Raw genomic sequence first — 13,304 nt, 5'->3', positions numbered from 1 at the left:
CTATTTTAATCTAATAACAAATTATGTTTTTTTCATATGTTTCTAATTTTTTAAATTATTCTTTTTCCCAATGTGCTTCAGTTCCTTGAGGAGCTGCTCCTCCCTGAGCCTGAGTCACTGGTGGTTGTTCCTGGTTGATGTGATATACATACGCTGCAATCTTCTCAATCTCTGCACCTGAAACTTCTCCGTTTTTACCGAATGCTCTCATGGCAGGGTTAGTAGGAGAACCATTCCAGTCCATATGGAATACGTTTTTGAATAACGTTTTCTCAGGCTGGTTGATCCAGTAGTTATCGGTAAGGTTTGGTCCGATACCTCCACTACCGTCTTCTTTGTGACAAGATGCACAGTTTGTTTTGAATAATTCTTTACCTTCTGCAATGTTATCAGCTGAATATTTAGCTGTTTCAATCGTTACAGGAGGCTGAGTTTTTTGGTATTCTTCAATACTTGCTAACTGTTCTTTATATTCTTTTTCATATTCGCTTAACGGGTGAGCGAAGTCTGTGAAAGAGTATGCTGCAATATATACAATACAAAAAGCGGTCCCAAAATAGAATAAACCTACCCACCATTTCGGTAATTGGTTATCCAACTCCATGATTCCGTCGAAACCGTGGTCGATAAGGATATCCTTTTCTTCAGAAGCTGATTGCTTTTTGAATGCACTTTGGTACAATCTTTTGAAATAAGGAACTTTCTTTTCAGCTAAATAAGCTGCCTTTTCTTCAGGAGATAATTTCTTGAATTTGTTGTTCTCGATAAGGTCTCCGATTGCTCCATGAATGTAAGCAAGGATACCAGCGATCACAACAGTTCCCCAGAAGTAAGGTGAAGAAAGGAACGCGTAGCTCTGTACAAATAAATAATAAAAAACTATTAAAAGTCCGATTATTATTAAGATGTTTATAACAACAGGTGTTCTTTGTTTCATAAAAAATAGTTTAATTTTTTAAATTAAAATCGTCATCTTCATCATCCCCAAGAGGAGCCTCTTCTTCTTCTTTGTAATATTTTTTAGGTCTGCTAAAAACATAGATTACCAAAGCGATGAAGAACAGCATAAAGAAAATCAGAGCCAGCGTCTGGTAGAAACCAGCATTTTCTGTATTGGATAATATATCTTTAAAATTCTGAGGAATCATAGTATGAACCTTTTAATGTTTTTAGTTATTACTTGCTGTTTTGATTTCAGTTGTTTTGATATCAGTTCCTAATCTCTGAAGATAAGAAATAAGAGCTACAATTTCTTTTTTCTCTAATTCTCCCTGAGGTCTCTTCGCATAAGCCTGCTTAAGGTCATTTGCTTCAGAGAAGATATCTTTCACAATTTTTGCCGATTGGTTGTTTGCCCATGTGTCTGCAGAATCGATTTCAGCCTTGGTATAAGGTACATCGAATACATTCTTCATCAGCTTCATCTTGTCTACCATCTTAGTTCTGTCTAAGTCAGTAGCAATTAACCAAGGGTAACGAGGCATGATAGAACCTGCAGAAGTTGATCTTGGGTTATACATGTGTTTGTAGTGCCAAGAACTTGGGTTTTTACCACCTTCTCTATGTAAATCCGGTCCTGTTCTCTTAGAACCCCATAGGAATGGTCTGTCGTATACGAATTCTCCAGCTTTGGAGTACTGTCCGTTTTTACCGTTGAATCTTGTAATCTCATCTCTGAACGGTCTGATCATCTGAGAGTGACAAGCGTTACATCCTTCACGGATATAGATATCTCTACCTTCAAGCTCTAGTGGTGAATAAGGCTTCACTGCAGAAATTGTAGGGACACTTTTCTTAAGAGATAGTGTAGGGATAATTTCAATTGAACTACCGATAGATATTGTAAAGAAAGATAAAATACCTAATAATACCGGAGTTCTTTCCAGCCAAAGGTGAGTACCTTCTCCTTCTTTTCTGTTTTTACTGATGTTTGCCAACGCTGGAGCTTCAGCAGGAACTTCTTTCTGGAATGATCCTTTTCTTACTGTAGCGATTACGTTTACAATCATTAGGATAGATCCTGAGATATAGAATAAACCTCCTACGAATCTCATTTTGAAGTAAGGAATAATTGCCGTTACCGTATCCAACCAGTTTTTCCATAATAATGTTCCATCCGGATTGAATTGCTTCCACATTAATCCTTGTGTAAATCCTGAAATATACATTGGAACTGCATAGAAAATAATTCCTAAAGTACCTAACCAGAAATGCCAGTTAGCTAATTTTACAGACCAAAGTTTTGTTCTCCACATGATTGGTACCAAATAATAGATAACCCCGAATGCCATGAAACCATTCCATCCAAGAGCTCCTAAGTGTACGTGACCGATAACCCAGTCTGTAAAGTGACCAATTTTGTTGATGTTTTTAGTTGCTAAAAGCGGTCCTTCAAATGTTGCCATACCATAACAGGTAACAGCTACTACGAAGAACTTAAGGATAGGATTTTCTCTTACTTTATCCCAAGCTCCTCTCAGCGTAAGAAGACCATTTAACATACCTCCCCAAGATGGTGCAATAAGCATGATAGAGAACCCTGTTCCTACCGCCTGAGCCCAAGCTGGAAGAGCTGTATACTGAAGGTGGTGAGGACCAGCCCAGATATATACGAAAATTAATGACCAGAAGTGAATAATAGACAGCTTATAAGAGAATACCGGTCTGTCTGCAGCCTTCGGAAGGAAGTAATACATTAAACCTAGAACCGGAGTTGTCAATACGAATGCAACCGCATTGTGTCCATACCACCACTGTACAATAGCATCTTTTACCCCTGCGTATGCTGAATAAGATTTCCAGCCTGTGAAAGATAAAGGTACTTCAAGGTTGTTGAAGATGTGAAGCATTGCTACTGCAATCCAGGTACCAATGTAGAACCAAATTGCTACATAAAGGTGTCTCACTCTTCTCTTTGAAATAGTCAGGAACATATTGATACCAAAAATGATCCATGAGAATGCGATCAATATGTCGATCGGCCACTCGTGTTCAGCATATTCCTTAGAGGTATTGATCCCCATAAAGAAGGTAACGAACGTAGCAACGATCATAAACTGCCAAGTCCAGAAATGTAACCAAGACAATGTGTCACTGTACATTCTTGTTTTTAATAATCTCTGTAATGAGTAATAAATACCCGTGTAAACGATGTTACAAACGAATGCAAAGATTACGGTATTGGTGTGCAACATTCTGATTCTACCAAAACCAAATGCACCATGAGTGTTTATTAACCCTTCAATATTACCAGATGCCAAACTTTTAATGGTTGTGTCATCCGTCCCGAAAAAGAATTCAGGTAATTCCGGGTAGAAAAGCATTAATGCCGCCGTAAGCCCGAACGTAAATCCAATGAGACCGAAAACTAAGGTCGCATAAAGGAACGCACGGACAATACTATTGTCATAACTAAACTTCTGTGTTTCCATATCAACTATTCACTATTTTTCTCAATTTTTATTATTTTCTCCTATTTCTTTCTCGTCTTTATTTTTGTCGCCAGTTTCATCATTTTCTTTGACTTTTTCGTCATCGAAAAGAATTCTAACAGCAGGAGATTCATCATCTTCAAACTGTCCTTTTCGGGCATACACTATAAATACGACCAAGAAAATCGCAGCTAAAGAAACACTGCAGAGGATCATTAAATATAGAATATCCATTGGACAACAAAATTAACCTATTTTCGGGGTTCAAATTTAGTGAAAAATAATGACATTCATCACGAAATGCCGATTTCAGCTAATTTAAAATCAGTCTAAATAAGGGCTTTTACGCCTGTTTTTTGAAATGTTTACGACCTAAAATCCAGGTTGAAAGTGTAGTAAAGGTAACTACCGTAATCGAACTGATTGGCATGATGATTGCAGCGAAGAGCGGATGCATATGCCCTGTAACAGCGTAACTTAAACCAACAATATTGTACAGAAAACTGATTATAAATGTCATTTTCACAATGGTAATAGAACCCTTACAAACGTTCAGGTAATTGTCCAGAGTAACTACTTTATCTCCATTCATAATCACATCAGAAGATGGGGTAAAACTATTAGTATCGTCAGCAATAGCAATTCCTACATTGCTTTGTTTTAAAGCACCTGCATCATTAAGACCGTCTCCAAGCATTGCGACTTTTAAATGTTGATCCTGAAGGGATTTGATATAGTTTAACTTGTCTTCCGGGCTTTGATTGAATGCCATTCCTTTGTAATTAGGGATAAGCTCTTTAAGCTGATTTTCTTCTGAGGAATTGTCTCCACTCAGGATAAATATTTTGTAGTGGGTAAGTTTTGTAAAAAGCTCTTTCAGCTTCGGACGGTATTCATTCTTAAAGATGAATTTTCCTAAGTATTCTCCGTTTTTGCTGATGTGAACTGCTGTTTCAAGGTTTTTAGGCTCCTGGTTATTGTAGCGTGCAGAACCAATTTTATACAGATTTCCTCTTACACTGGCCTCATATCCTTTTCCTGAAATTTCAACAAATTTCTCTACAGGAAAATACTCATCGTTCACTTCAATGAATTCGTACAATGATTTTGAAAGCGGGTGGTTGGAATTTTTTAATAAAGTCTTAATATTCAGAGAGTCAAATTCATTGATCTCAGAACCTTTGTATTTGATATTTGATTTTTTTCTGTGGGTAATGGTCCCTGTTTTATCAAAAACAATCGTATCTAGCTTAGCGATTTTTTCAATCGTTAAAGTATCCTTTACATAGAACTTATTTCGACCTAAAATCCTCATAATATGACCGAAAGTGAACGGTGCGGATAACGCAAGTGCACAAGGACATGCAATGATCAGAATGGCTGAAATAACCTGGAACATTTTTTCAAGATCAATAAATGCCCAATAAGTTCCGGCAACAAGAGCAATGCCTAAAATGATGAATGTGAAATATTTACTGATATTGTTTGTTAACGTGTCAAGTCCGGTCTCATGTTTCTTGAAAGCTTCTTTATTCCAAAGTTGCGTAAGATAACTTTGATCTACATCTTTAATAACTTCAAGTTCCAGAGACGATCCTATCTGCTTGCCTCCTGCAAAAATCTTATCACCAGGCTGTTTGCTGATGTTTTCACTTTCTCCGGTAATGAAACTGTTGTCTATGTTTCCTTCTCCGTTGATCAGAATAGCATCTACCGGAATGATTTCCTGGTTTCTAACCAGAATTCTATCCCCCACTTTTATTTCAGACAGTAAAATGTTATCTTGTTTTCCTTCGAAATCTACCTTGGTTACAGCAATCGGGTAGAAGGATTTGTAATCTCTGTCATAGGATAGAGCGCTGTACGTTCTTTTCTGGAAAATTTTTCCGAGAAGCATAAAGAATAAAAGTCCACAAAGAGTGTCGAAATATCCTGGGCCATAATCTGTTACCACTTCGTAGATGCTTCTTCCGTATAGGACAAAAATTCCTAAGACAATCGGAACATCAATATTGACAATCTTATTTTTTAAACCGTACCATGCAGATTTATAATAGTCTGAAGCTGAATAAAATACAACGGGTGTTGCCAGAAGGAAAATCAGAGTTCTGAATAAACCTCTGTAATGTTCCATCCAATAATCTTCCCCTCCAATATATTCAGGAAAGGCAAGGAACATTCCGTTTCCAAAAGCAAATGCAGCGATGGCAAATTTCACCAGTAAAGATTTGTCAAGGTGATCTTCATTTTTATCAGCGGTTTCGAGGCTGATGACCGGTTTATATCCTAGATTGGTTAAGAATTTGGCGAGTTCGCTTAATTTCAGATCGTTATGGTTGAAGGAGATCTGTAAGGTCTTTCTTGTGAAGTTAACCTGCGAATATTTAATGTGTTTATTTAATGTATGAAGGCTTTCCAATAGCCAGATACAGGAAGAACAGTGAATGACAGGGATTTTGAAAGTAACAAGACTGGTGCTTCCTTCCGAGAAATCAGTAACTTTCTCAAAGATTTCCGGTGTATCTAAGTAATCAAATTGAGAAGAATTTTCATCATTAGGACGAATTCCGGCTCCTTTATTAAGCTCATAGAAATTGCCTAAATGATTTAAATTTAGAATCTCGTAAACAGACTTACATCCATTACAACAGAAAGTCTTTTCGTCAAATAAAATTCTCTCTTTTTCTATCCCTTGACCACAATGAAAACAGTTCTCGCTCACCCCATAAAATATTGAACTACAAAATTATAACAAATTTTTTTGTTTATCGCGTTAAAAAGTTCTATTTTTGTGATAAATATCATATAAAATGCCGCAGGAACAACAGATAGCAATTGAAGAGAGGTTCGCCAGAGTTTTTAATGATAAATCATTTAAAGAAAGACTTTCTAGCGCAGATTTTGAAAAATACATTAATGGCAAAAAGAAACTGAGTTTTCAGAAACATGATACCATTTTCGAGGATGGTGAGACTCCAAAAGGAGTATTCGTTCTGGAAAAAGGGGCTGCCAAACTTTCAAAATCAGGAGCGTTCGGTAAAGATCAAATTTTAAGATTTATCAAAGAAGGAGATATCATCGGCTATCGTTCTTTGCTTTGCGGGGAAAATTTCCAGGCCAAAGCAGAAGCAATGACAGATATTGAATGTGTGTTCTTACCCGCAGATATTTTCATGTATCTTTTGGAGGTAGATCCGCAGCTGTCTTTCGTAATGCTTCAGAAAATCTCATACGAATTAGGAGAATCTTCCAACACCATTACTTTCCTTGCCCAGAAAACGGTAAGAGAAAGACTGGCAGAAATTCTTTTGCTGCTGGAACAGAAACTGGGAGTAGATCCTGAAGGCTTTATCAAGATCTCATTAACGAGAGAAGAAATTGCCAATATTATCGGTACCGCTACAGAAAGTGCCATCCGTCTGATCTCGGAATTCAAACAGGATAGTCTGATTGAAGTAGACGGAAGAAATATCAAGATTTTAAATCACGACAAACTCATGAAACTCGGTCACGTAGTTTTATAAATCATACAAAAACTTAAGTCGGCTAAAGGCCGACTTTTTAACTTTTAAAAATAGATAAATTATGTCTGTTCACTCTGAAATTAAAAAAGTTACAACTGAAACCTTGCGTAAAATGAAATTCGACAAGGAGAAAATAACTATGCTTACAGCTTATGATTTTACCACAGCAAAAATGGTAGATGCAGGCGGAGTAGATGCTATTTTGATTGGAGACTCTGCAGCGAATGTGATGGCTGGTTTTGAAACTACATTGCCTATTACGCTGGATCAAATGATCTATCATGCTCAAAGTGTGGTAAGAGGAACCGACAGAGCTTTAGTGGTAGCAGATTTACCTTTCGGAACTTATCAGAGTAATCCTGAAAAAGCATTGGAGTCTGCGGTAAGAATGATGAAGGAAGGTGGAGCACATGCTGTGAAAATTGAAGGTGGAAAAGAAATTTCCAAGTCTATCAAAAAGATCATCAATGCCGGAATTCCGGTAATGGGACATTTGGGTTTAACACCACAGTCTATCTATAAATTCGGAACGTATAAAGTAAGAGCAAAAGAAGAAGCTGAAGCCGAAAAATTAATTGCGGATGCACAACTTCTGGAAGAACTAGGCTGTTTCTCTATTGTATTGGAAAAAATTCCGGCAGATTTAGCAAAGAAAGTAACGGAAAGTATTTCTATTCCTACCATCGGAATCGGGGCCGGAGCAGATTGTGACGGACAGGTTTTGGTGTATCATGATATGGTAGGTATGAACAAAGGTTTCAGTCCGAAATTCTTAAGAAGATACCTTGACCTTTACACAGAAATTACAGGAGCTGTTGCTCAATACGTAAAAGATGTGAAAAGTGTAGAGTTTCCTAACGAAAACGAAAGCTATTAATCTATGCAAAATCAACAATCTATCCAGGGAATATTATCTATCGCTGCATTGATCTGTCTTGCTGTAGGATGGTTTAATCTGTTCTCTCCGGAAATCAATCATTTACTTTCTAGAAAAGTTTTTTATGTTCTGATAGGAGCGAGCTTCTTTATTCAGGCTCCATTGCTTACGAATAAAAACTTTGTGTATGCAATGTATGCTGCTGCTGCGATCTGTGTATTCGGAGCATTTATTCCGGAAGGGTCAAAACTTTCAGCTGTTAAAACGGTAGGCCTTCTGGCAGGAATTATCCTGTCTTTATCCAATAGAAGAAGATAGACGGAAGAAGTATGAAGGAGCAGATTATATATGAAGACAACCATCTTCTGGTGATTAATAAAAAGGTGGGTCAGCTTGTACAGGGTGACAAAACCGGAGATGAATCACTATTAGAATCCATCAAGAACTTTATAAAAATAAGAGATGCTAAGCCGGGAAATGTTTTTCTCGGCTTGGTTCATCGTATAGACCGTCCTACATCAGGGCTGGTGATCTATGCAAAAACTTCCAAAGCACTTTCCCGTCTTACCCAGATGGTGAAAAACCGTGAAGTGAAAAAAACATACTGGGCGGTTGTAGGAAAAGAAATGATCCCACAAAGTCAGAGACTGGTCCATTATCTGAAGAAAAACGAAAAGAATAATAAAGCCATCGTTTTTCCCAAAGCTACAGAAGGAGCAAAAGAAGCCATTCTTACCTATCAGGTGATAAAAACCTTGGATAATTATCTCCTTCTTGAAATTGATCTTGAGACCGGGAGGCACCATCAGATCAGAGCACAACTCTCAAAAACAGGAATTCCGATTAAAGGAGATCTGAAATATGGAGCATCACGTTCCAACCCTGATGGAGGAATCAATCTTCATGCAAGAAAACTGGAATTTATTCATCCGGTAACCAAAGAAAATATTGAAATCATAGCTCCTGTTCCGCAGAATGATGCGATCTGGAGAGCTTGTGAAGAATAACATATCATAAAACTATACCATGAAATTCAAATCACTATTATTAGCCACATTGCTGGCTATGGCATCTTGTTCAGACAATGATGAATTGCCACTTGATAATTCACAACAGACGATTACTGAAAATACAAGTAAAATATCGTGGAATTATCCTGTTTTGTCACCTGTCTTTAATGGATTGGAGCAAAATTATATTTTCGAATATGATGCTCAGGGAAGAGTTAGTAAAAAAATAGGAGGAAAGTTGGAACTTTCCGGAAGTACCGGGTTTCCTTATGCTTATTCAAAATCTGTTTATACAGCAGTAACCTATACAGGAAATACCGCAACTATGAAAGATTACAGCTCTGATCCTGGTTTCAATGTTCAGTTGAAGGAAAGAAAATTTGAATTTGATAATCTAGGTAGAGTTATTAAAGTAGTTATTCCACAGGTTAATAATTCATATATGGATAAGTATTTGACCTATACTTATGATGCTTCAGGAAAGTTAATTGAGATTTTAACTCAATATCCTAATGTTCCATACGATCCAACTGACCCGCAAGATTATATTTTGACCTACGTAGAAAAGTTTGTTTATAATAGCTCAGGAAATTTAGAAAAGGCAGTTAAAACCGAAAAGCATAATAATATTGATGCTTACATTACGAATGAAATTACATTTGATAACTTTGATTCTGCACAAAATCCATTTAAGAATTTGGGTATTTTTGAAGATTATTTCTACTTTTCATTATCAAAAAATAATCCTCAAAGAAGAATTTCAAAAGAGTATCAGCCTTATAGCTCCGAATTTTTTCTGAGCCAATCAAATTGGACTAATCAATATAATTCTGATGGAAGCCTGAAGCTTTTTTACTAAAGAACTATTTAGAATAAAAATGAAGACTGTCTCAAAATTGAGATGGTCTTTTTTCTTTCATGTCATTTAAGATTTTGCTCATTCTAAAAAAATGTCTAACTTCGTTGCAAACTTTAGGGGTGTCTGTACCAACAGACTGAGACTTTACCCTTTGAACCTGATCTGGATCATACCAGCGTAGGGAAAAGTAGATGACTTTTGCTGTACATTCTATTGTACAATAATGGCCATTCCTAAAGTATATTAAAAATATTAGGAATGGAACTTATAATCAACCACACCCGAAAAACATTTGATGTACTTCCTGAAAATCTGGAAGCATTACTGGCTATTGAGTTACCTGGAAAAAAGAAAGGTATTGCTGTAGCTCTTAACAATCGCATTATTCCCCTGTCAATCTGGGCGGAAACCATCCTTAACAACAACGATTCAGTTTTAATCATTACTGCCACTCAGGGCGGTTAATTCTCATATTTAATACCAATACTTATGGCTCACTCCATTACATGTTCGCCATTTCCGAACTCAAAGAAAATCTATGTTGAAGGAACATTACATCTGATCAATGTAGCAATGCGTGAAATACAGCTTAGCCCAACCAAACTTAGCAATGGTGGCTTTGAACATAATGCTCCGGTAACGATCTACGATACTTCAGGACCTTATACCGATGAAAATGCAGTTATTGACATTCAGAAAGGGCTTCCAAGAATCAGAGAACAATGGATTCTGGACAGAAATGATGTGAATATTCTGGACGGAATTACTTCTGAATACGGAAAAGCCCGTCTGGCAGATCAACGTTTGGATGAATTGAGGTTTTCTTACGATCATAAACCTAAAGTTGCACAGGAAGGAAAAGAAGTTACACAGCTTTACTATGCCAAGCAGGGAATCATTACTCCGGAAATGGAATATGTGGCGATCCGGGAAAACCAAAGAATAGAACAGCTTGATTCTGTGTCTAAAGAAATGGCTTTTCAACATCCGGGACATAGTTTTGGTGCTAATACTCCAAAAAGCAAGATCACTCCGGAATTTGTAAGAGACGAAATTGCAGCGGGAAGAGCTATCATCCCTAATAATATCAACCACCCGGAAAGTGAGCCGATGATCATCGGAAGAAATTTCCTTGTGAAAATCAATGCCAATATCGGAAACAGTGCTGTTTCATCCAGTATTGAAGAAGAAGTAGAAAAAGCAGTATGGGCTTGCCGATGGGGAGGCGATACCATTATGGATCTTTCTACCGGGAAAAATATTCATGAAACAAGAGAATGGATCATCAGAAACAGCCCGGTTCCTATTGGTACTGTTCCCATCTATCAGGCATTGGAAAAAGTAAAAGGAGTTCCTGAAGATCTTACATGGGAAATTTTCAGAGATACGCTGATTGAACAGGCTGAACAAGGTGTTTCCTATTTCACTATTCACGCAGGAGTTTTACTAAGATACATTCATTTAACAGCGAAAAGAGTCACTGGAATTGTTTCCAGAGGAGGATCCATCATGGCAAAATGGTGTTTGTTCCATCATAAAGAAAGTTTCCTGTATACTCATTTTGAGGAGATTTGTGAGATCATGAAGAAATACGACGTTGCTTTCTCTCTGGGAGATGGTCTTCGTCCGGGATCTATTGCAGATGCCAATGATGCCGCTCAGTTTGCAGAACTGGAAACTTTAGGTGAACTGACCAAAATTGCCTGGAAGCACAATGTACAAGTGATGATTGAAGGGCCAGGGCACGTTCCGATGCATATGATCAAAGAAAACATGGAAAAGCAACTGGAAGAATGCCATGAAGCTCCATTCTATACTTTAGGTCCTTTAACTACAGATATTGCACCAGGTTATGATCACATTACTTCCGGAATCGGTGCAGCAATGATCGGATGGTTTGGTTGTGCGATGCTTTGCTATGTAACACCAAAGGAACACTTAGGACTTCCAAATAAAGATGATGTAAAAGTTGGGGTAATTACTTATAAACTGGCAGCTCACGCAGCAGATTTGGCAAAAGGGCATCCGGGAGCACAATATAGAGACAATGCATTAAGTAAGGCAAGATTTGAATTCAGATGGGAAGACCAGTTCAATCTTTCATTAGACCCAGAGACAGCAAGAGCTTATCACGATGAAACACTTCCGGCAGAAGGAGCAAAAATTGCTCATTTCTGTTCTATGTGCGGTCCGAAATTCTGTTCTATGAAAATTACTCAGGAAATTCGTGAATCTGCAGAACAGGGAATGCTGGATAAATCACAGGAGTTTATTGAAAAAGGAAAAGAAATCTATATATGATCATTGTCATCACTCCTGAATTGATTGTCCCGAATGAAACAGATACTATTCATCAGATGTTTCAGGAAGGACTTGATTTGCTTCATATCCGTAAACCGTGGATCAGCCGGAATGAAATGATTGAATTCATCACTCAGATTGATGAAACTTTCTATACACAGCTGGTTTTGCATACGCATTACGATCTTGGGAAAGAATTTAATATTTCAAGGTTTCATTTCAGGGAAGTTGACAGGAAAGAAGAAGTATATAAATCTTTTGCAAAAGAAAATACCATTTCAACATCGGTACATGATATTAAGACATACAATACTTTGGAAAAAGAATGGGAATATGCTTTCATAAGCCCGTTCTTTCCCAGTATATCCAAAAAAGGCTATGGACTGAATTCTACTATTAAGCACGAAATGGCACAGCGGAACAATCCGGATGTAAAATTGATTGCTCTTGGTGGAATTGACCAGAATAATATTCATGAAGTTTTCGAATCAGAAGCAGATGGAGCAGCACTACTGGGTGCGATCTGGGAAAGTGAAGAACCTTTAAAAGTATTCAAAAAATGCAGAAACGTCCTTATGTTATAAGCATTGCAGGCTTCGATCCCAGTGGCGGAGCAGGCTTATTATCAGATAGTAAAACCTTTGAAAAATCAAAAGTAATGGGACTTGGAGTATGTACAGCATTAACATTGCAAACTGCTTCAAAATGTCTGAGTTTAGAATGGCGTCCTATAAACGAAGTAACTGAAGCCATTCAGGTGATGATGGAAAGTTATCCCGTTTCAGCCGTGAAAATCGGGATAGTGAAGGATGCCGAATTTCTGGGTAATATTGTGGAAACAGTTCAAAAAGGAAATCCTGAAGTGAAAATCGTATGGGATCCCGTTCTTAAAAGCACTTCCGAATTCAGTTTTTTTGACCTTGAAACACTTCATCAATTAAAAAGTATGGTTGATAAACTTAGTTTAATAACTCCTAATTATAACGAATACAGTGTTTTAAAAGAAAATCATCTTTTGCCGGATACGAATCAATGCTCTTTACTGATTAAAGGAGGACATCGGAAAGATCATCTGGGAACGGATGTTTTAGTTGAAAGTGAAAAAGAAACGCTTTTAGCTCCGGTCGAAGGTAGTACAACCTATTTTCCCAAACACGGTTCCGGCTGTGTTTTATCCTCAGCAATTACGGCAGAGCTTGCAAAAGGAGAAAATATGGAAAATGCCTGCCGAACTGGAAAACGATACATCGAAAAATTTTTAAAAAGCAATCCCTCTTTACTGGGAACGCATTCATAGAAAAC

Annotated in this window: 14 protein-coding genes and 1 riboswitch; of the genes, 9 read left to right on the top strand and 5 right to left on the bottom strand. The window is 37.4% G+C overall.

What is annotated here, in order from left to right; genetic code table 11:
• Positions 1–55: 55 nt before the first annotated feature.
• The 5 genes from BUE84_RS21860 to BUE84_RS21840 all read right to left on the bottom strand — a co-directional run bounded on the left by BUE84_RS21860 (position 56) and on the right by BUE84_RS21840 (position 6,153).
• Positions 56–937 carry a cbb3-type cytochrome c oxidase N-terminal domain-containing protein gene (locus BUE84_RS21860; protein ID WP_079243485.1) on the bottom strand — a complete coding sequence of 294 codons (882 nt, stop codon included), beginning with the start codon at positions 935–937 and terminating at the stop codon, positions 56–58.
• Positions 938–947: 10 nt separating this feature from the next.
• Positions 948–1,148: a cbb3-type cytochrome oxidase subunit 3 gene (locus BUE84_RS21855; protein ID WP_002983870.1), complete on the bottom strand. Its 201-nt coding sequence runs from the start codon at positions 1,146–1,148 to the stop codon at positions 948–950.
• Positions 1,149–1,169: 21 nt separating this feature from the next.
• On the bottom strand, positions 1,170–3,431 hold the full coding sequence (gene ccoN, locus BUE84_RS21850; protein ID WP_034692602.1) for a cytochrome-c oxidase, cbb3-type subunit I: 2,262 nt from the start codon (positions 3,429–3,431) through the stop codon (positions 1,170–1,172).
• Between the two features lie 21 nt (positions 3,432–3,452).
• Positions 3,453–3,665: a cbb3-type cytochrome oxidase assembly protein CcoS gene (gene ccoS / locus BUE84_RS21845; RefSeq protein WP_034692599.1), complete on the bottom strand. Its 213-nt coding sequence runs from the start codon at positions 3,663–3,665 to the stop codon at positions 3,453–3,455.
• A 109-nt stretch (positions 3,666–3,774) separates the two neighbouring features.
• Positions 3,775–6,153: a heavy metal translocating P-type ATPase gene (locus BUE84_RS21840; protein ID WP_079243484.1), complete on the bottom strand. Its 2,379-nt coding sequence runs from the start codon at positions 6,151–6,153 to the stop codon at positions 3,775–3,777.
• 88 nt (positions 6,154–6,241) lie between these two features.
• Between BUE84_RS21840 and BUE84_RS21835 the strand changes: the two genes are divergently transcribed.
• The 9 genes from BUE84_RS21835 to BUE84_RS21795 all read left to right on the top strand — a co-directional run bounded on the left by BUE84_RS21835 (position 6,242) and on the right by BUE84_RS21795 (position 13,299).
• Positions 6,242–6,955: a Crp/Fnr family transcriptional regulator gene (locus BUE84_RS21835; RefSeq protein WP_034692595.1), complete on the top strand. Its 714-nt coding sequence runs from the start codon at positions 6,242–6,244 to the stop codon at positions 6,953–6,955.
• Positions 6,956–7,016: 61 nt separating this feature from the next.
• Positions 7,017–7,832 carry a 3-methyl-2-oxobutanoate hydroxymethyltransferase gene (panB, locus tag BUE84_RS21830; protein ID WP_079243483.1) on the top strand — a complete coding sequence of 272 codons (816 nt, stop codon included), beginning with the start codon at positions 7,017–7,019 and terminating at the stop codon, positions 7,830–7,832.
• Positions 7,833–7,835: 3 nt separating this feature from the next.
• Positions 7,836–8,150: a hypothetical protein gene (locus tag BUE84_RS21825; protein WP_047377337.1), complete on the top strand. Its 315-nt coding sequence runs from the start codon at positions 7,836–7,838 to the stop codon at positions 8,148–8,150.
• An 11-nt stretch (positions 8,151–8,161) separates the two neighbouring features.
• Positions 8,162–8,839, top strand: a complete 678-nt coding sequence (locus BUE84_RS21820; protein ID WP_079243482.1) for an RluA family pseudouridine synthase — start codon at positions 8,162–8,164, stop codon at positions 8,837–8,839.
• A 19-nt stretch (positions 8,840–8,858) separates the two neighbouring features.
• On the top strand, positions 8,859–9,701 hold the full coding sequence (locus BUE84_RS21815; protein WP_145953318.1) for a hypothetical protein: 843 nt from the start codon (positions 8,859–8,861) through the stop codon (positions 9,699–9,701).
• A 105-nt stretch (positions 9,702–9,806) separates the two neighbouring features.
• A riboswitch (TPP riboswitch) is annotated at positions 9,807–9,902 on the top strand.
• A 57-nt stretch (positions 9,903–9,959) separates the two neighbouring features.
• Positions 9,960–10,166, top strand: a complete 207-nt coding sequence (thiS, locus tag BUE84_RS21810; RefSeq protein WP_034692584.1) for a sulfur carrier protein ThiS — start codon at positions 9,960–9,962, stop codon at positions 10,164–10,166.
• Positions 10,167–10,190: 24 nt separating this feature from the next.
• Positions 10,191–12,002, top strand: a complete 1,812-nt coding sequence (gene thiC / locus BUE84_RS21805) for a phosphomethylpyrimidine synthase ThiC (protein WP_079243480.1) — start codon at positions 10,191–10,193, stop codon at positions 12,000–12,002.
• Positions 11,999–12,586, top strand: coding sequence for a thiamine phosphate synthase (locus BUE84_RS21800; RefSeq protein ID WP_079243479.1), 588 nt, complete (start codon positions 11,999–12,001; stop codon positions 12,584–12,586). Before thiC ends, BUE84_RS21800 begins: the two co-directional genes overlap by 4 nt.
• Positions 12,562–13,299: a hydroxymethylpyrimidine/phosphomethylpyrimidine kinase gene (locus BUE84_RS21795; protein WP_079243478.1), complete on the top strand. Its 738-nt coding sequence runs from the start codon at positions 12,562–12,564 to the stop codon at positions 13,297–13,299. Before BUE84_RS21800 ends, BUE84_RS21795 begins: the two co-directional genes overlap by 25 nt.
• The last annotated feature ends 5 nt before the right edge of the window (positions 13,300–13,304 follow it).

The sequence above is a fragment of the Chryseobacterium indologenes genome (assembly GCF_002025665.1).
GTDB lineage: Bacteria > Bacteroidota > Bacteroidia > Flavobacteriales > Weeksellaceae > Chryseobacterium > Chryseobacterium metallicongregator.
This window is presented reverse-complemented; position numbering and strand designations above follow the sequence as displayed.

Coding starts and splice junctions, on each gene's coding strand:
- BUE84_RS21860 (WP_079243485.1), bottom strand. CDS start 937: ATGAAACAAAGAACACCTGTTGTTATAAACATCTTAATAATAATCGGA.
- BUE84_RS21855 (WP_002983870.1), bottom strand. CDS start 1,148: ATGATTCCTCAGAATTTTAAAGATATATTATCCAATACAGAAAATGCT.
- ccoN (WP_034692602.1), bottom strand. CDS start 3,431: ATGGAAACACAGAAGTTTAGTTATGACAATAGTATTGTCCGTGCGTTC.
- ccoS (WP_034692599.1), bottom strand. CDS start 3,665: ATGGATATTCTATATTTAATGATCCTCTGCAGTGTTTCTTTAGCTGCG.
- BUE84_RS21835 (WP_034692595.1), top strand. CDS start 6,242: ATGCCGCAGGAACAACAGATAGCAATTGAAGAGAGGTTCGCCAGAGTT.
- panB (WP_079243483.1), top strand. CDS start 7,017: ATGTCTGTTCACTCTGAAATTAAAAAAGTTACAACTGAAACCTTGCGT.
- BUE84_RS21825 (WP_047377337.1), top strand. CDS start 7,836: ATGCAAAATCAACAATCTATCCAGGGAATATTATCTATCGCTGCATTG.
- BUE84_RS21820 (WP_079243482.1), top strand. CDS start 8,162: ATGAAGGAGCAGATTATATATGAAGACAACCATCTTCTGGTGATTAAT.
- BUE84_RS21815 (WP_145953318.1), top strand. CDS start 8,859: ATGAAATTCAAATCACTATTATTAGCCACATTGCTGGCTATGGCATCT.
- thiS (WP_034692584.1), top strand. CDS start 9,960: ATGGAACTTATAATCAACCACACCCGAAAAACATTTGATGTACTTCCT.
- thiC (WP_079243480.1), top strand. CDS start 10,191: ATGGCTCACTCCATTACATGTTCGCCATTTCCGAACTCAAAGAAAATC.
- BUE84_RS21800 (WP_079243479.1), top strand. CDS start 11,999: ATGATCATTGTCATCACTCCTGAATTGATTGTCCCGAATGAAACAGAT.
- BUE84_RS21795 (WP_079243478.1), top strand. CDS start 12,562: ATGCAGAAACGTCCTTATGTTATAAGCATTGCAGGCTTCGATCCCAGT.